This is a genomic window from Streptomyces sp. NPDC055239, assembly GCF_053606205.1.
In genome coordinates, this window is record NZ_JBSGRD010000024.1 from 51184 (window position 1) to 66369 (window position 15186).

The following is a 15186-nucleotide window of genomic DNA, read 5'->3' on the forward strand; positions in this document are numbered from 1 at the left end:
CACAGCTGATCGACAGGTCCCCGGCCGGGCTCTCCCGCCGGGGGCCTGTCCTTTAGGCTCGCGGCACAGGTCAGTTGAGTCGGGGGATCAAGGTGGGGGAACACCGGACATGAGCATGCGCGCCGTACGAATACTTCTGATCGTCGTCGTGATCCTGGGGGGCCTTTTCGTGGGCGCCGACCGCCTGGCGGTGGGTTTCGCCGAGGACGAGGTGGCGAAGAAGCTGCGGACGAGCGAGGGCCTCAGCGAGACGCCCGACGTCTCCATCAAGGGCTTTCCCTTCCTGACGCAGGTCGTGGGCGGCACCCTCGACGACGTCGAGATCGGCATGCAGAACTACGAGGCCACCTCCGGCTCCGACAAGATCCGCATCGCCGATCTGGACGCCCGGATGCAGGGCGTCGAGTTCTCGGGGGACTACAGCTCCGCCACCGCCGAGAAGGCCACCGGCACGGCCCGGATCTCGTACGACGAGCTGCTCAAGGAGGCGCAGGGCGAGCCGGTCGAGCTGCCGCTCGGCGCCACCGGCAAGGTCGTCGGGCTCTCGGACGGCGGCAACGGCAAGATCAAGGTCGAGGTCGAGGTGAGCAAGGGCGGCGCGAAGCTGCCCAAGCCGGTGCACGTCATGAGCTCGGTGCGGGTCGACGGCGACACGATCAAGGTGGACGCCGACCAGATCCCCAAGAAGATCGACGTCATGGGCGTATCGATTCCCCTTCCCGAGGGCATGGTCCGCGATGTGACGGACTTCGAGGAGAAGGTCAGCGGCCTTCCGGGCGGCATCAAGATCGACGAGGTGGAGCCGGCGCAGGACGGCGTGGACATCACGGTCAAGGGGACGAACGTGAAGCTCGCGGGCTAACTGCTTTCCGCAGTACGTTCCGCGGTACCTTCCGCAGCGCGTTCCGCAGTACGAGACAGAGCCGTCCGCGCCATGGATGCGGCAGGGGTGAAGCCCTCCCCCCGCCCCCGCGCGGGCGGCTCTGTTCGTCGTTCCATCCCACATCGTGGATGATCGCGTCTCATCATTCGACATGCCGGTGACACGGCCGCCCTTGCGTCCTTACGATCGGACGCATGCACCGACAGGCGGACCTCACGAAGCGGCGGGCAGTGGACCTGTGCCGCGTCGCCGCCATGCTCTGTCGCACCTTCTGAGCGGGAGCTCCGTCTCCCGCATCCCCCGGCCCGTTGACCTCGTCAGGGCCACCCCGCGCCGTGTACGCCGCGCCATCGAGCGATCACAGCACGTACCCGGCGCCCCCTCGCACAGCACCAAAGCCCCGCCGTAACTGCCCCGGAGGAGACAAAGTATGAGCCGCAGCGACGTCCTGGTAGACGCCGACTGGGTCGAGGCCCACATCGACGACCCGAAGGTCGTCATCGTCGAGGTCGACGAAGACACCTCCGCGTACGACAAGAACCACATCAAGAACGCGGTCCGCATCGACTGGACCGACGACCTCCAGGACCCGGTCCGCCGCGACTTCGTGGACCAGGAGGGCTTCGAGAAGCTCCTCTCGGCCAAGGGCATCGCGAACGACACCACCGTCGTGCTCTACGGCGGCAACAACAACTGGTTCGCGTCCTACGCCTTCTGGTACTTCAAGCTCTACGGCCACCAGGACGTGAAGCTCCTCGACGGCGGCCGCAAGAAGTGGGAGCTCGACTCCCGCGACCTGGTCGACGGCGACCAGGTCCCGCAGCTCGCGGCCACCTCGTACAAGGCCAAGCCGCAGGACACCTCGATCCGTGCCTTCCGTGACGACGCGGTCGCCGCGATCGGCACCCAGAACCTGGTCGACGTGCGCTCGCCCGACGAGTTCAGCGGCAAGCTGCTCGCCCCGGCGCACCTTCCGCAGGAGCAGTCGCAGCGTCCGGGCCACGTCCCGTCCGCGCGCAACATCCCGTGGTCGAAGAACGCCAACGACGACGGCACCTTCAAGTCGGACGACGAGCTCAAGGCCCTCTACGAGGACGAGCAGGTCGACCTGGCCAAGGACACCATCGCGTACTGCCGCATCGGTGAGCGCTCCGCGCTCACCTGGTTCGTGCTCCACGAGCTCCTCGGCGTCGAGAACGTCAAGAACTACGACGGCTCGTGGACCGAGTACGGCTCCCTCGTCGGCGTGCCGATCGAGCTCGGCGCCAACAAGTAGCCCGCGTAACCCTCCCCGAACCCCCGCAGTGACCAGTTAAGGAAGAACGCATATGTGTGGAGCGAAGGCCGGCGGACCCGACGCCTCGACGATCAAGCCCGGCGAGACCACCATCCAGGGCCAGGTGACCCGCGACGGCGAACCCGTCAGCGGCTACGTGCGCCTGCTCGACTCGACCGGCGAGTTCACCGCCGAGGTCCCGACCTCGGCGACCGGCCAGTTCCGCTTCTACGCGGCCGAGGGCACGTGGACGCTGCGCGCCCTGATCCCGGGCGGCACGGCCGACCGTACGGTCGTGGCACAGACGGGCGGCCTCGCCGAGGTCGCCATCGCGGTCTGACGAAAACGGATCACTGACGGCTGGAGGGCCGCACCCCAGGGGTTGGACGCCACTGGTACGGGGTGCGGTCCTTCGGCTTTCGTCGCCGGGGCCGGTGCCTGTCTGCCGTCAGCGCCGGTGCTTGCCGTCCAGTTCGTCCCACCACTCGTCGGACTTCGAGTCCCCCGAGGGGTCGTCCCACCAGCGGTCCTCGGGGCCGCGCCGGTTGGCCACGATGGCGGCCAGGGGCGGGATCACCATCGCCACCACGCACATCCCGACGGCGACGGGAATGGACCAGAGCCGCACGACGCCCCACGCCAGGACGAAGAGGGCGATGCACGTGCCCATCATGGCGAAGTACGCATGGCGTCGTCGCGCGAACATAAGTCCAGCGTACGACCGGGTTGCTCAGTGCACGAGTGCCTGCGTGCCGTCAGTAGACGAGTGCCTGCGTGCCGTCCGTCATGGCTTCCTGTACGAACACCTGTGCGCCCGCGATCCGTACCCCGTCGATCACGTCCTTCTCGGTGATCTCGCGCCGCGCCGCGCACTGTGTGCAGAGCGTGATCTGTCCCGCGGCCACGATCGAGTCGATCAGATCGGGCAGCGGCGCCGCGTGCGGCAGCTCGAACTCCGCCGCGCGCCCCGGCAGCGCGAACCACGCCGACTCGCCCGTCAGCCAGAGCGAGACCTCCACCCCGCTGGCCACGGCAACGGCCGCCACCGTGAACGCCTGCGAGCAGCGCTCGGGGGCGTCGGCCCCGGCGGTCACCTTGATCACGAGCTTCTTCGCCATGGCCAGATCGTAAGGCCACCTCGCAGAGAGGTGTACGGCGCGCACGACTACAGTGGGACCGGCTCTGATAACTGCCCCAATAGCTCACCGAGGAGCACCCCGTGCTTGAGGCCTTCTTCTCCGCCCTGCTGGTTCTGGTCTGCGTCGGCGTTCTCGCCTTCGCCGGACTGTCCGTGAAGAAGCTGTACCAGGGTCAGCGCTGAGCCCCGTACGCCCGTAGGCCCCGTACACCCCGTACGCCACCTAGAGATCGCCTGAGCTTCCCATGATCGAGATTCCGTCCGACCTGCACCCCGACCTCGTGCCCCTCGTGTGGCTCCTCGGCAACTGGGCCGGCGCGGGTGTCACCGACTTCCCCGGCGCCGAGAAGGCGAACTTCGGTCAGGAAGTGTCCTTCTCCCATGACGGGCGGAACTTCATCGAGTACCACTCGCACACGTGGGTGCTCGACGCCGAGGGCAACAAGGTCAAGCCGCTGGAGTCCGAGTCGGGCTTCTGGCGCATCGACAAGGACCGCAAGGTCGAGACCGTGATGGTCCGCGACGACGGCGTCGTCGAGGTCTGGTACGGCGAGCTCGCCGACCAGAAGCCGCAGATCGACATCGTCACGGACGCGGTCGCCCGCACGGCGGCCTCCGGCCCGTACACCGGCGGCAAGCGTCTGTACGGGTATGTGAAGGGCGACCTGATGTGGGTCGGCGAGAAGCAGACCCCCGAGGTGCCGCTGCGGCCGTACATGTCGGCGCAGCTGAAGAAGGTCGTCTCGCCCGAGGACGTCGCCGAGATGGCCAGGGGCCTGGGCGGCGATCTGCCGGACGACGGCATCGCTTTCTTCAAGTAGGCCTCAGTCGCTTCTGGCCTAGACTGCCTGTGTGGCGAGCACCGACTTCGACTGGAAGAGCGACCTGCGACAGCGCGGCTACCGGCTGACGCCGCAGCGTCAGCTCGTCCTCGAAGCCGTCGACGCCCTTGAGCACGCGACCCCCGACGGCATCCTCTGCGAAGTGCGCAAGACGGCGTCGGGGATCAACATCTCCACGGTGTACCGGACCCTGGAGCTCCTTGAGGAGCTGGGTCTTGTCAGCCACGCGCACCTGGGGCACGGCGCGCCGACGTACCACCTGGCGGACCGCCACCACCACATCCATCTGGTCTGCCGGGACTGTACGAACGTCATCGAGGCCGATGTCTCCGTGGCGGCCGAGTTCACCGCGAAGCTGCGGGACACGTTCGGCTTCGACACGGACCTGAAGCACTTCGCGATCTTCGGGCGCTGCGAGGACTGCTCCCGCAAGGCCTCCGCGGGCGACGCGGAATAAGAACGCCCGCTACCGGGTCGTAGTGTGGGTGAACATGAAGAGCCCCCTCCTGTCCCTGCCCGGCGCCGTCCCCGCCGAGGGCGTGGACGAAGGCGTCGCCGCCCACTACGGCGATCTGTTCCGTGAGCAGCGCGCCCTCGCCGACGGCACCGGTTTCGTCGACCTCTCGCACCGCGGTGTCGTCACCGTCTCGGGACCCGACCGGCTGAGCTGGCTGCACCTGCTGCTCACGCAGCACGTGACCGAGCTGCCCGTCGGGCAGGCCACCGAGGCGCTGATCCTCTCCGCGAACGGACACATCGAGCACGTCCTCTATCTCGTCGACGACGGCGAGACGGTGTGGGCGCACGTCGAGCCCGGCACGCAGGACGCCCTTGTCGCGTACCTGGAGAGCATGAAGTTCTTCAACCGCGTCGAAGTCGCCGACCGCACGGACGAGTTCGCGGTCGTGTACCTGCCCGCCGGTTCGATCGCCCCGGTCCCGGAAGGCGTCGTCGTACGCGAGACGCCGCAAGGCCGCGATCTGTTCCTGCCGCGTACGTCGCTCGAGTCGTACGCCGACGAGAACGGCCCCGCGATCGGCATCCTCGCCTACGAGGCGCTGCGCGTGGAGGCGCACAGGCCGCGGCTCGGCTTCGAGACGGACCACCGCACGATCCCGCACGAGCTCGGCTGGATCGGCACGGCGGTGCACCTGCAGAAGGGCTGCTACCGAGGCCAGGAGACGGTCGCCCGCGTCCAGAACCTGGGCAAGCCCCCGCGCCGCCTTGTCTTCCTCCACCTGGACGGCAGCGAGGTCCTCCTGCCGGCGGCCGGAACCGAGCTGCGTCTCGCCTCGGAGGGCGAGGAGGGCCGGAAGCTGGGCTTCATCACGACGGCGGTACGTCACCACGAGCTGGGCCCGATCGCCCTGGCCCTGGTGAAGCGGAACGTGTCGCTCGACGCGGGGCTGCTCGCGGGGGCGGTGGCGGCTTCGCAGGAGGTAGTGGTCGAGCCGTAGCCTGGGCGGCTGGCCTTGGGCGGTTCAGTTCGGGCCCGTCACATCTCCAGAAGCACCGTGAACGGCCCGTCGTTAGTCAAAGACACCCGCATCTGGGCGCCGAAGCGCCCCGTCGCCACCGTTGCGCCGAGCGACCGAAGTTGGGCGACGACCTCGTCCACGAGGGGCTCGGCGACATCGCCGGGCGCGGCGGCGTTCCAGGTGGGCCTACGGCCCTTCCTCGCGTCGCCGTACAGCGTGAACTGGCTGATGACCAGCAGCGGCGCGTCGATGTCCGAGCAGGACTTCTCGTCGGCCAGCATCCGAACGGACCAGAGTTTGCGGGCGAGTTGGGCCGCCTTCTCCTTGGTGTCCTCGTGGGTCACCCCCACCAGGACGCACAGGCCCTCGCCACTGATCTCGCCGACCGTCTCGGGGCCGTCCTCGCCCTCGACGACGACGCTCGCTCCGTCCACCCTCTGCACCACAGCACGCATATGGCCCATCATGCCTGCTCCGTACGGCCGTGAGGGCCGCCGGATGCGCCGCCCGCGGGAGTGCCCTGAACCCCCCATCTGGGGCTGATTGGGGCACTCGCTCACATAGTGGCCACCCGGGGTGGCACCATGCTCAACACGCGGTGTACCGCGCCGGTCGAGGGGACGGTAGAGCCACATGAGCACACCAAGTACGGGACAGCCGCCCGCATCTGTGTCGCTGACCCGCATGAGCGCCGCGGGGCGTACGAACGTGCCGCGGCCGCCCGTGCAGCGCAAGGGCGGTGCGGTGCTGTCCGAGCAGCCCGAGCACGACCTTGCCGCGCTGCTCCTGCGCGAGCTGCGTGAGCTGCGCAGGGACGCGCAGCAGAACGAGGCGGACCTGAGCTATGTCCGGCGCCTCCTCCAGGGGCGGATCGACATCCTGCGGGCCGAGGTCGCGCGCCGTAAGGACCCGACGGCGCCGGGTCCGGAGGGGCCGCTCGTGCTGCGGCTCTCCGAGATCCTCACGGACGGCCCCGCCCGGCACCGCTCGTCGGCCCGGCATGTGACGCTCGGCACGCCGCACAGCGCGGAGTACGGCCTCCTGGCCACGGAGATGCTCGCCGAGGTCGGGCTCTCCGACCTGGACGCCCGTACGGACGACGAGCTGCACACGGCCATGGGGCGGCTCACCCGCTACGAACAGCAGGTTTCCCGGCGCCGCCAGCAGCTCCAGCGCACGGCGGACGATTGCAGCGCGGAGATCGCCCGCAGGTACCGTGAAGGCGAAGCACAAGTGGACGACCTGCTCGCCTGACCCGGTGACCCCGGCTTTCGCGGGCGGCCCGTCACGCCACCCCCCGCCCCGGAAGGCCGAAGATGACCTCGACGTCTGCCGAGTCCGCAGCCACCCCTGCCATATCCCCGGCGATACCCCCGGCCCCGGTCCTCGCCGAGGTCGTGCGTTCCGGCTTCGTCGAGGGCCGCCACAGGGGAAGCCTGGTGCTGCTCGCGGCGGACGGCAGCGTGGAGCTGGCCATGGGGGACGTGAGCGCCCCCGTCTTCCCGAGGTCGGCCAACAAGCCGATGCAGGCGGCCGGTGTGCTGCGGGCGGGGCTCGACCTCTCGGGCGAGCGGCTCGCGCTGACGGCGGCGAGCCACTCCGGGGAGGGGTTCCACCGGGACCTCGTACAGAAGATGCTGGCCGAGCACGGCCTGACGGCGGCGGACCTGCAGTGCCCGCCCGACCTCCCGCTCGACGCGGTCGAGGCCGAGACATATTTGGCAGCGGGCGCCATTCGTGACCGGGTCACGATGAACTGCTCCGGCAAGCACGCGTCGATGCTGGCGGTGTGCGAGCTGAACGGCTGGCCCACGGATTCCTACCTGGACCCGCAGCACCCCCTGCAGCAGCTGATCCTGACGGTGGTCGAGGAAGCGGCGGGGGAGAAGGTCGCGGCGGTCGGTACGGACGGCTGCGGCGCCCCGCTGATGGCGATCTCCCTGATCGGCCTCGCCCGCGCCTTCCGCCACTTCGTCCTGGCCCCCGAGGAGACGGCGGAGCGCCGGGTCGCGGACGCGATGCGGGCCCACCCCGAGTACGTGGCAGGGACGCGCAGGCCCGACACGTGGCTCATGCGGGAGATCCCCGGTGCGCTCTCCAAGATGGGCGCCGAGGCGGTCCAGGCGTTCGCGCTGCCGGACGGCCGTGCGCTGGCCTTCAAGGTGGACGACGGCGGGATACGGGCCCTGGGCCCCGTCCTGGCCCGTGCGCTGCGTCTGGCGGGCGTGGAGGCGGACGTACTCACCCGCGTCGGCCACGCGCCCCTGCTCGGCGGCCCCACCGAGGTGGGGGAGATCCGGGCGGCGTTCTAACCTCCGCCCGAGACCTCCCCCCGCTCCCCTCCCCCCCTCCCTCGGATCAATGACTGACCGGGCTCCCGGCTCCCCTCCGGATGGGAGAACCCGGTCAGCCAGCACTTGTCAGCCCGACTGGGCGAGCAACAGGACGAGGAGCGCAGCCCCCACGCCGCTGATCTTGGTGTTCCTGGCCTTGATGCCCACCGTCAGCAGGACGAAGGCGACGATGCCCATCGGGCCGTACTTCCACTGGACGAGTTGCTCGAATCCGATGGCGACGGCGGCGATGGCGATGAGCGGCATGACGTTCCCCCTTCCGGGACGGGGCGGCGAAACCCTGTCCTGCTCGGTCGACGGCCATCCGATGGGCAACCGCCGGCCGCCAACCCCTCAGGGTTCCTGCCAGGCTGCCTAAGTTGGCCACCAACTTCACCTGAGTTATCTCCGCGATGGCTCGATTAGTAACCACCTTCTGAGCAACTTCACAGCAACTCCCCAAAGTTGGCCCGAAGTTGTACCGTTTGGTTGTGAGCACGGAACCTGCCCCTGTCAAGGGGATGAAGAGGCCGCACAGGTCTCACCACGAGGTGGCCGACGAGCTTCGCGACCGGATCAGGTCCGGGTCGCTGCGACCCGGCCAACGCATGCCCACTCAGGCCGAGTTGGCCGACGAGTTCGGCGTAGAGCGTGGCGCGATACGTGAGGCGCTGCGCACCCTGCAGGGCGAGAACCTGCTGGCGAACGTGTCCAAGGGCAGCCCGGCCACGGTCGCCGAACCCGCGGGGCACGGCCTCTCCGGGCCCTGCGGCGCCAAGCCGCAGTCGACCATGGTCGGCCTCGCCCCGCGCATCGCCGCCGCGTTCGAGGCCCCCCATGTGGAGATCGACGCGCTCTGCCTGACCTCCGTCTCCCTCACGATGGCGATCGGCGAACCGCTCCGCCAGATTCACGCCGGACAGCGGAAACCGGCCAAGGTCACCGTCCGCGTACTGCTGCCGAGTCGCAACATCGACCTCGCCTTTCCCGCGCCGGTGGACAGCGGGGACGACGAGGGCGGCCAGGTGCACAGGAACTGGCTCGACCAGCGCAACGCACAGGGGCAGGTCCTGCGCCACAACCTCCTTGCACTGCGGGCCTCGCACGACGTCGACGTACAAGTCTCGTTCCGCGCGCTGCCGTTCACGCCGCCGGTGAAGCTGTATCTCCTCAACGGATCCGAGGCGCTCTTCGCGTACTACACCCTCGCCAAGCAGAGCGAGGAGATCGACCACGAGTACCTGGAGATGTACGACGCCCAGGGCGCGCAGTCGATGCTCTTCCCCTTCCACCAGGGCGACGGGCTGCGGGACACGACGTTCGTGGAGCAGTCCCACCTCTGGTTCGACGCGCTCTGGAGCACGATCAGCCAGGACCTGGAACTGGCGCAGGGCTGACGCGTGGCCGCTCGTGACTAGATCGCGGGCCCGGTCAGTACCAGCGCGAGCACGACCGCGCCGATGGAGCTGCACGTGTGGCTCTTCGTCTTGATTCCGACGGTCAGGAACAGCAGGCCGACGATGCCCGTGGTGCCGTACCGCCACTGCACGAACTGCTCGAAGCCGACCGTGGACAAGGATATGAGGAGGGTGAGGACTGCCATGATGGTTCCCCCTTCTGCCATCTCAAACGAGTTGGCAACCAACTTCACTTAAGTTGTCCCCTCTTGGTCACGCAACATAAACAACTTCAAGACAACTGCCCTGAGATGGCGAGGAGTTGTATCGTCTGGTTGTGACCCAGGAGAACGTTGCAGTGAACGGCAGCAGAAAGCTCACTCCCCAGGACATCGCAGACATCCTTCGTGACCGCATCCGCTCCGGCGACCTCAAGCCGGGCGACCGGCTCCCCACGCAGGCGGTGCTCGCGGAGGAGTTCGGCGTGGAGCGGGGGACGGTTCGACAGGCGCTGAAGACGCTGCAGGGTGACGGCCTCCTGGCCAACGTGAGCAAGGGCAGCCCGCCACGCATCGCGGCGGAGCCGCCCGTATCGACGTCGGCGGGCGAGGAGCCGCAGGCCTCGATGGTCGGCCTCGCGCCACGGCTCGCGGCGGCGTTCTCGGAGCCCCAGGTACGGATCGACGTGGTGTCCTACACGGCGGAGACGCTGATCCTGGCGCTCGGCGATCCCCTGCGCCGCATCCACGAGGGACTCATCCACCCGGAATCGATCAGCGTCCGCATCCTGCTGCCCAGCAGCGACATCAACCTGGCGTTCCCCAGGGCCGTCGACGGCCAGGGGGACGAGGACGGCAAGGTCCACCGGCGCTGGCTGGCGCTGCGCAACACCCAGGGACAGGTCCTGCGCCACAACCTGCGGGTGCTGCGCGCCTCGCACGGCATCGACGTCGACGTGTCGTTCCGCGCGCTGCCGTTCACACCGCCGGTCAAGCTCTATCTGCTCAACCAGCGGGAGGCGCTCCTCGCCTACTACACGATCGAGCGCAGCACGCTCGACCTCGGCAGCGCGGAGATGGAGGCGTTCGACGTCGCGGGGCTGAAGTCGCCCCTGTTCTCCTTCGACAAGGGCGCGGCCCCCCGGGACGCCGCCTTCGTGGAGGAGTCCCAGAAATGGTTCGACGCGCTCTGGGCAACCATCGCGACGGAGCTGACACTCTCTTAGTGACTCCTGATACGACGCAGACCGAACAGATGACAGAAGAGATCAAGAATCTGCGAGAGCTGGTCGTTCGCGCCCGCTTCGTCCTCTTCGACTTCGACGGGCCCATCTGCCAGCTGTTCGCGCAGCACAAGGCCGAGCGGATCGCGGCGGGCATGCTGCGCGGGTTGGCGGAGCGAGGCCTGCGCGGTCTGCTGTCCGATGAGATGCAGGCGGAGGCGGACCCACAGGTCGTCATGCGCGCCGTCGCAGCCCGGCACCCCGGCAGCGATCTGATCACCGAGATCGAGGAGCAGCTCACTCTGGAGGAGCTGACGGCGACGGGGACCGCGTATCCGACTCCGTACGCCGACCCCGTGATCCAGACCTGGGTCAATGCCGACACCCGGCTCGCGATCACCACCAACAATTCCGCGCGTGCGGTGACGAGGTATCTCGAATCGCGCAACCTGATGCGCTGCTTCGCCCCGCACGTCTACGGCCGCACCCAGAACCTCGATCTGCTCAAACCCCACCCGCACTGCATCACCCGCGCCCTGAGCGCCATGGGTGCCGCCCCCTCCACGGCGCTGATGATCGGCGACGCACCCACCGACCACGAAGCCGCGGCGCGGGCCGGAGTGAGCTTCCTGGGCTACGCGCGCAGCGATCACAAGGAAGAGCTGCTGCGGGCCGCGGGGGTCAGGCCCGAGCACATCGTCAGATCCCTCGAGCCCGTTCTCAAGATCCTTCGCGCACGGGGCTGAGTGCGGGGCCGCGCACGGGGCTGAGTACGGGACTGAGTAACGCCCGGCGGTTGAGCGCGTTACATAGCGCGTCACGTCCTTGGCTACTCTCCGCCGTGTGCTGCCCTCGCGCCGCGTGGAAGAGTGTGCGTAATTAAGGCTGTGCGGCAATTTCGTGTACGCGCGCGAGCATCAGGAGCAGCACGTGTCGATCAGCGCCTGGGCGGACGGATCCCCGGTCTTCCGTGACGTCCACCGCCCCGTGCTCCCCGGCCACCTGCTCACCCCCGAGGACGGGAAGCCCGTCGACTCGCAGCTGATCAAGGCCATCGCCGAGCTGCTCGCGCAGCTGGCCCTGGTGCGCAAGGAGTCACTCCTGAGCCCCGTCGGCGGCTGGCCGCACGACGAGAGGGACAGCGGAGGGTTCCTGCGGGACCTCGCCCGGCACACGCACGAGCGTGACGTGCGGCCGGTGCGGGCCGAATTCGGCGGCCTCTTCGACGCGTTCGGGATCGGCCCTGATGCCCTGGTCCAGTGCGCAGGGCGGTCGCCTTCGATGGCGCGGCGCCCGTACAGCCTCCTGCACACGGACCTGAGCCGGGCCACGGTCCTCGACCAGGATCTCGCGGTGAGCCTCGACTGGTCCCGGGCGGTCTACGGCGACCCCGCCTACGACCTGGCGTCCCATCTGGTGCGCATGCGGTATCCCGAATTCCAGTGGCCGGAGGTGATCGACGCCTGGGTCTGCGCCATGAGCAGGCGGAGACCCGCGTCCGTGAAGAGGGTGCGGGCGGATGTCTGGAGCTACATCGCCCTCGAACAGGTCCGTGCCGTCCACCTCGACGTGATGAGGGCGGCGGGTTCCCTGGGGGAGACGCTCGACAGCACACGTCTGGGCGCGGCCGCCGAATCCGTACGCCAGTGCCTGCACTCGGCGGAGAAGCCGCTCGGTCTCACCCGGCTGCCCGAGGTGAGCGTGGTCGAGCAGGCGCTCTTCCGGTGGCAGGCGGCCCGCATCGAGAGCCGGCACGCGGCAGCGTCGGCCGAGGGCCCGCCGCCCGTGTCCACCCTCTCCTGGCAGCCCGACGAACGCGTCCCGGAGCGCCCCGACTTCCCCCGGACCGCCGTCCTGAAGGCGCTTGCCGCGGAGGGCGCAGCGCAGCAGCACCGGGTGTTCAAGGGCACGGCCCATCTCAACACGGTGGTGCGCGTGGACGGGGTCGAGCGGCCCGTCGTGGTGAGGCGCAAGGCAGGTGCGGCGCCCCGCCAGGAGGGCGGGTTCCTCAGCGAACACGCCGTGCTCGCCGCCATCGAGAAGTCGCGGGCCGGGGTCAGCGCGCCGAAGATCCTGGCCCTCGGGATCAGCGGCCGGGGCGACCTGTTCGCCGTCCACTCCTACGAAGGCCCGCTGGTCGGCGAGCAGCCGCCGAACCACCCTGTCCACGGCCTGCTGCCCAACGAGGCGGACAACCTCGTGGACCAGCTCCACGCGCTGACCCGGGTCGACCACCGGGGGCTCGATCCGGCCGCACCGCAGACCGGCTTCTACAGCAGGCTCAGCGCGGAACTGGTCCGGTTCGTGCACTCGCTGTCCAAGGAGACCCAGCGCCAGGCCCGCTCCCGCGGACTCCCGAACGGGTGGCGGCTCCAGGAGATCCTCGGCAGGCACGACACCACGTCACGCCCCTCGGTACTGCTCCACGGCGACCTCAACCCGTGGAACCTCGTGCGGTCCGGGTCCGGCGGCCGACTCACCATGATCGACTGGGAGTTGGCCATGATCGGCGATCCGCTCTACGACCTGGTGCGCCATCTGCACCTCACACCGACGCGGGTCGAGATCAGGCAGCGTCTGTTCGCGCGGTGGGCCCGCGTGCTCCCGCCCGAGTACACCAAGGGGTGGGAGCAGGACTGGCGGGTGTACCGCTGGATCGAACTCGTCCGGTCCGCCTACGTGGACCTGGACCGGCTGGAGAGCGACGCCGTGGACAGCCCGAACGTGCGGCGCGCCGTCGATTCGTACGCGATGACCTTGGACGCGGCGAAGGCCTCACTGGGGTTGCGCCGGGAGCGCTGAGCCCTTCACGTCTTTTACGCTCCTCACGCCGTCCGCCTCCTGAACAGCGCCCCCGAAGCCCCCACCGAGGCGGCCAGGATGCCCGCGCACCAGGCCAGGGCCACCCAGGGTGTCGAGCCCACCGGCTGGCCGAGGAGCAGGCCGCGGAGGGAGTCGATGACCTGGGTCACCGGTTGGTTGTCGACGAAGGGCCTGAGCCAGCCGGGCATCGAGTCCGCCGGGACGAAGGCGCTGCTCGGATAGGGCAGGAAGCTCACGAAGAACGTGAAGCCGCCCGCCGCCTCCGGTGACTTGGCCAGGAGGCCGACCGTCGCCGAGAGCCAGGACAGGGCCAGGATGAACGCCAGGAGTATGGCCGTCGCCGCGAGCCAGGCCGCGGGCGTCGCCGAAGGGCGGAAGCCGATCGCGAAGGCCAGGGCGAGTACCAGGGTCGTGGCGATGAGGTTGCGGGCCACGGAGGCGATGACGTGGCCCGTCAGGATCTGGGTGCCGCCGATGTCGAGCGAGCGGAAGCGGTCGATGATGCCGCCCTTCAGGTCCTCCGTGACCGCGATCGCCGTGTTCGACGAGCCGAATCCGGCGCAGAGGAGGAGGACGCCGGGGACCACGTACGTGACGTACGACTTGGTGTCCGTCTTGATCGCGCCGCCGAAGAAGTAGACGAAGATCAGGAGGAGCATCACGGGGAGCGCCATGGAGGTGATCAGGGCGTCCACGTTGCGGCGGCTGATGCGGATCGCGCGGCCGGTCATGATCAGGGCTTCAGACATGGGTCATCCCCTTCTTCTCCGGCTCGTTCGGCTGCGACGGGTTCGTGGACGGGTTCGTGAGGGCCAGGAAGACGTCGTCAAGGGTTGCCGTGCGCAGGGCGAAGGTCTCCAACTCGGTCCGGTGCGGGTCGAGTTCGTCCAGTAGGGCTCGTACGTTGCTTGCCGTGCCGTCCGTCGGGAAGCCGAGCGTCAGGGTGTCGGGGGAGTGGTGCGTGGCCCGGGGGGAGAGGCGGAGGTAGGCCTCCTGGGTGGTGACCGTCGCGTCCAGGCGGTGGCCCGCCACCAGGGACTTGAGTGCCGAAGGCGATCCCTCTGCCGCGATCTTCCCCTCGTGCAACACCGCTATGTGGTCGGCCAGTTGGTCTGCCTCCTCCAGGTATTGAGTGGTCAGGAAGACCGTCGTGCCCTGTGCCGTCAGGTCGCGTACCACCTGCCACATCTCCTGGCGGCTGCGCGGATCCAGGCCCGTCGTCGGCTCGTCGAGGAAGATGACCTCCGGGTCGCCCACCAGGCCCGCCGCCAGGTCGACGCGGCGGCGCATGCCTCCCGAGTACGTGCGGACCAGGCGGTCTCCCGCTTCCGTGAGGCTGAAGCGGGCCAAGAGGTCGGCCGCTTTGGCGCGGGCGTCGGGGCGGGGCAGGCCCGCGAGCCTCGCCATCATGCGGAGGTTCTCCGCGCCGGTCTGCGTCTCGTCGACCGCCGCGAACTGGCCGGTGAGGCTGATCGCGCTACGGACCTCGCGCCGCCCGGTACGGATGTCGTGGCCCGCCACCCGTGCCGTGCCCGCGTCGGGCGTGGTGAGCGTGGTGAGGATGCGGACGGCTGTCGTCTTGCCGGCGCCGTTAGGGCCGAGGAGGGCGAAGACGGTGCCCGGCGGGACGTGGAGGTCGATGCCGCGCAGGACGGGTACGGCTCGGGCGCCCGAGCCGGATCGGGATCCCGATCCGTAGGACTTGGTGAGGTCTTTCGCCTCGATGGCTGGTGGTGCGGGTGGCATGGCTTTCCCCCGGGTTGGTGGCGCTCTGGCTGCGCACTTGCCTATTGC

At 69.1% G+C, this 15186-nt stretch carries 20 protein-coding genes; 13 read left to right on the forward strand and 7 right to left on the reverse strand.

The window, feature by feature from the left end; translation table 11 throughout:
- Nucleotides 1-115 precede the first annotated feature (115 nt).
- From ACWFRJ_RS43010 to ACWFRJ_RS43025, 4 genes are all read left to right on the forward strand, one after another.
- Nucleotides 116-862, forward strand: a complete 747-nt coding sequence (locus ACWFRJ_RS43010; RefSeq protein ID WP_453544362.1) for an LmeA family phospholipid-binding protein — start codon at nt 116-118, stop codon at nt 860-862.
- 215 nt (nt 863-1077) lie between these two features.
- On the forward strand, nt 1078-1158 hold the full coding sequence (locus ACWFRJ_RS43015) for a putative leader peptide (protein WP_350893136.1): 81 nt from the start codon (nt 1078-1080) through the stop codon (nt 1156-1158).
- A 155-nt stretch (nt 1159-1313) separates the two neighbouring features.
- Complete coding sequence (locus ACWFRJ_RS43020; protein WP_453544270.1) at nt 1314-2159, forward strand: sulfurtransferase; 846 nt, start codon at nt 1314-1316, stop codon at nt 2157-2159.
- A 52-nt stretch (nt 2160-2211) separates the two neighbouring features.
- Nucleotides 2212-2499 (forward strand): DUF1416 domain-containing protein, encoded by a 288-nt coding sequence (locus ACWFRJ_RS43025; protein WP_160505842.1) that lies wholly within the window; start codon nt 2212-2214, stop codon nt 2497-2499.
- A gap of 108 nt (nt 2500-2607) precedes the next feature.
- Here ACWFRJ_RS43025 and ACWFRJ_RS43030 read toward each other — a convergent pair whose 3' ends face one another.
- Together ACWFRJ_RS43030 and ACWFRJ_RS43035 are read right to left on the reverse strand one after the other, a co-directional pair.
- Entirely contained in the window at nt 2608-2865 is a 258-nt protein-coding gene (locus tag ACWFRJ_RS43030) for a DUF3099 domain-containing protein (RefSeq protein ID WP_453544272.1), read from the reverse strand.
- 49 nt (nt 2866-2914) lie between these two features.
- On the reverse strand, nt 2915-3277 hold the full coding sequence (locus ACWFRJ_RS43035; protein ID WP_389915838.1) for a DsrE family protein: 363 nt from the start codon (nt 3275-3277) through the stop codon (nt 2915-2917).
- Nucleotides 3278-3542: 265 nt separating this feature from the next.
- On the opposite strand from ACWFRJ_RS43035, the gene ACWFRJ_RS43040 reads away from it, so the two are divergent.
- From ACWFRJ_RS43040 to ygfZ, 3 genes are read left to right on the forward strand one after another with little or no spacing between them, the layout of a single operon-like run.
- Complete coding sequence (locus ACWFRJ_RS43040; protein ID WP_453544274.1) at nt 3543-4118, forward strand: FABP family protein; 576 nt, start codon at nt 3543-3545, stop codon at nt 4116-4118.
- 31 nt (nt 4119-4149) lie between these two features.
- Nucleotides 4150-4596, forward strand: a complete 447-nt coding sequence (locus ACWFRJ_RS43045) for a Fur family transcriptional regulator (RefSeq protein WP_453544276.1) — start codon at nt 4150-4152, stop codon at nt 4594-4596.
- A 34-nt stretch (nt 4597-4630) separates the two neighbouring features.
- Nucleotides 4631-5596 (forward strand): CAF17-like 4Fe-4S cluster assembly/insertion protein YgfZ, encoded by a 966-nt coding sequence (ygfZ, locus tag ACWFRJ_RS43050; protein WP_453544278.1) that lies wholly within the window; start codon nt 4631-4633, stop codon nt 5594-5596.
- A 38-nt stretch (nt 5597-5634) separates the two neighbouring features.
- Here the strand turns inward: ygfZ and dtd are convergent, their stop codons facing one another.
- Nucleotides 5635-6072, reverse strand: a complete 438-nt coding sequence (gene dtd / locus ACWFRJ_RS43055; protein WP_453544280.1) for a D-aminoacyl-tRNA deacylase — start codon at nt 6070-6072, stop codon at nt 5635-5637.
- 178 nt (nt 6073-6250) lie between these two features.
- Between dtd and ACWFRJ_RS43060 the strand changes: the two genes are divergently transcribed.
- Nucleotides 6251-6871, forward strand: coding sequence for an RsiG family protein (locus ACWFRJ_RS43060; protein WP_453544282.1), 621 nt, complete (start codon nt 6251-6253; stop codon nt 6869-6871).
- A gap of 62 nt (nt 6872-6933) precedes the next feature.
- The gene (locus ACWFRJ_RS43065) at nt 6934-7929 is read left to right on the forward strand and encodes an asparaginase (protein ID WP_453544284.1); all 996 of its coding nucleotides are present in this window, start codon (nt 6934-6936) and stop codon (nt 7927-7929) included.
- 108 nt (nt 7930-8037) lie between these two features.
- Here the strand turns inward: ACWFRJ_RS43065 and ACWFRJ_RS43070 are convergent, their stop codons facing one another.
- Entirely contained in the window at nt 8038-8217 is a 180-nt protein-coding gene (locus tag ACWFRJ_RS43070) for a hypothetical protein (protein ID WP_453544286.1), read from the reverse strand.
- A 254-nt stretch (nt 8218-8471) separates the two neighbouring features.
- Between ACWFRJ_RS43070 and ACWFRJ_RS43075 the strand changes: the two genes are divergently transcribed.
- Complete coding sequence (locus ACWFRJ_RS43075) at nt 8472-9347, forward strand: FadR/GntR family transcriptional regulator (protein WP_453544365.1); 876 nt, start codon at nt 8472-8474, stop codon at nt 9345-9347.
- Nucleotides 9348-9364: 17 nt separating this feature from the next.
- On the opposite strand, the gene ACWFRJ_RS43080 is transcribed toward ACWFRJ_RS43075, so the two are convergent.
- Nucleotides 9365-9553 (reverse strand): hypothetical protein, encoded by a 189-nt coding sequence (locus ACWFRJ_RS43080; protein ID WP_453544288.1) that lies wholly within the window; start codon nt 9551-9553, stop codon nt 9365-9367.
- A gap of 125 nt (nt 9554-9678) precedes the next feature.
- Between ACWFRJ_RS43080 and ACWFRJ_RS43085 the strand changes: the two genes are divergently transcribed.
- From ACWFRJ_RS43085 to ACWFRJ_RS43095, 3 genes are all read left to right on the forward strand, one after another.
- Nucleotides 9679-10572 (forward strand): GntR family transcriptional regulator, encoded by an 894-nt coding sequence (locus ACWFRJ_RS43085; protein ID WP_453544367.1) that lies wholly within the window; start codon nt 9679-9681, stop codon nt 10570-10572.
- Nucleotides 10573-10601: 29 nt separating this feature from the next.
- Entirely contained in the window at nt 10602-11315 is a 714-nt protein-coding gene (locus tag ACWFRJ_RS43090) for an HAD family hydrolase (protein ID WP_453544290.1), read from the forward strand.
- A 184-nt stretch (nt 11316-11499) separates the two neighbouring features.
- The gene (locus tag ACWFRJ_RS43095) at nt 11500-13371 is read left to right on the forward strand and encodes a phosphotransferase (RefSeq protein ID WP_453544292.1); all 1872 of its coding nucleotides are present in this window, start codon (nt 11500-11502) and stop codon (nt 13369-13371) included.
- Nucleotides 13372-13394: 23 nt separating this feature from the next.
- On the opposite strand, the gene ACWFRJ_RS43100 is transcribed toward ACWFRJ_RS43095, so the two are convergent.
- Together ACWFRJ_RS43100 and ACWFRJ_RS43105 are read right to left on the reverse strand one after the other, a co-directional pair.
- Nucleotides 13395-14141, reverse strand: coding sequence for an ABC transporter permease (locus ACWFRJ_RS43100; protein ID WP_453544294.1), 747 nt, complete (start codon nt 14139-14141; stop codon nt 13395-13397).
- Complete coding sequence (locus tag ACWFRJ_RS43105; protein ID WP_453544296.1) at nt 14134-15138, reverse strand: ABC transporter ATP-binding protein; 1005 nt, start codon at nt 15136-15138, stop codon at nt 14134-14136. The genes ACWFRJ_RS43100 and ACWFRJ_RS43105 overlap by 8 nt, the downstream gene beginning before the upstream one ends.
- Between the last annotated feature and the right edge of the window lie 48 nt (nt 15139-15186).

Excerpts from the sequence above, each read along its gene's own strand:
- ACWFRJ_RS43040 (WP_453544274.1), top strand. The coding sequence starts at position 3,543 with ATGATCGAGATTCCGTCCGACCTGCACCCCGACCTCGTGCCCCTCGTG.
- ACWFRJ_RS43065 (WP_453544284.1), top strand. The coding sequence starts at position 6,934 with ATGACCTCGACGTCTGCCGAGTCCGCAGCCACCCCTGCCATATCCCCG.
- ACWFRJ_RS43015 (WP_350893136.1), top strand. The coding sequence starts at position 1,078 with ATGCACCGACAGGCGGACCTCACGAAGCGGCGGGCAGTGGACCTGTGC.
- ACWFRJ_RS43100 (WP_453544294.1), bottom strand. The coding sequence starts at position 14,141 with ATGTCTGAAGCCCTGATCATGACCGGCCGCGCGATCCGCATCAGCCGC.
- ACWFRJ_RS43010 (WP_453544362.1), top strand. The coding sequence starts at position 116 with ATGCGCGCCGTACGAATACTTCTGATCGTCGTCGTGATCCTGGGGGGC.
- ACWFRJ_RS43035 (WP_389915838.1), bottom strand. The coding sequence starts at position 3,277 with ATGGCGAAGAAGCTCGTGATCAAGGTGACCGCCGGGGCCGACGCCCCC.
- ACWFRJ_RS43080 (WP_453544288.1), bottom strand. The coding sequence starts at position 9,553 with ATGGCAGTCCTCACCCTCCTCATATCCTTGTCCACGGTCGGCTTCGAG.
- ygfZ (WP_453544278.1), top strand. The coding sequence starts at position 4,631 with ATGAAGAGCCCCCTCCTGTCCCTGCCCGGCGCCGTCCCCGCCGAGGGC.
- ACWFRJ_RS43105 (WP_453544296.1), bottom strand. The coding sequence starts at position 15,138 with ATGCCACCCGCACCACCAGCCATCGAGGCGAAAGACCTCACCAAGTCC.
- ACWFRJ_RS43025 (WP_160505842.1), top strand. The coding sequence starts at position 2,212 with ATGTGTGGAGCGAAGGCCGGCGGACCCGACGCCTCGACGATCAAGCCC.
- ACWFRJ_RS43075 (WP_453544365.1), top strand. The coding sequence starts at position 8,472 with ATGAAGAGGCCGCACAGGTCTCACCACGAGGTGGCCGACGAGCTTCGC.
- ACWFRJ_RS43090 (WP_453544290.1), top strand. The coding sequence starts at position 10,602 with ATGACAGAAGAGATCAAGAATCTGCGAGAGCTGGTCGTTCGCGCCCGC.
- dtd (WP_453544280.1), bottom strand. The coding sequence starts at position 6,072 with ATGCGTGCTGTGGTGCAGAGGGTGGACGGAGCGAGCGTCGTCGTCGAG.
- ACWFRJ_RS43020 (WP_453544270.1), top strand. The coding sequence starts at position 1,314 with ATGAGCCGCAGCGACGTCCTGGTAGACGCCGACTGGGTCGAGGCCCAC.
- ACWFRJ_RS43030 (WP_453544272.1), bottom strand. The coding sequence starts at position 2,865 with ATGTTCGCGCGACGACGCCATGCGTACTTCGCCATGATGGGCACGTGC.
- ACWFRJ_RS43070 (WP_453544286.1), bottom strand. The coding sequence starts at position 8,217 with ATGCCGCTCATCGCCATCGCCGCCGTCGCCATCGGATTCGAGCAACTC.
- ACWFRJ_RS43060 (WP_453544282.1), top strand. The coding sequence starts at position 6,251 with ATGAGCACACCAAGTACGGGACAGCCGCCCGCATCTGTGTCGCTGACC.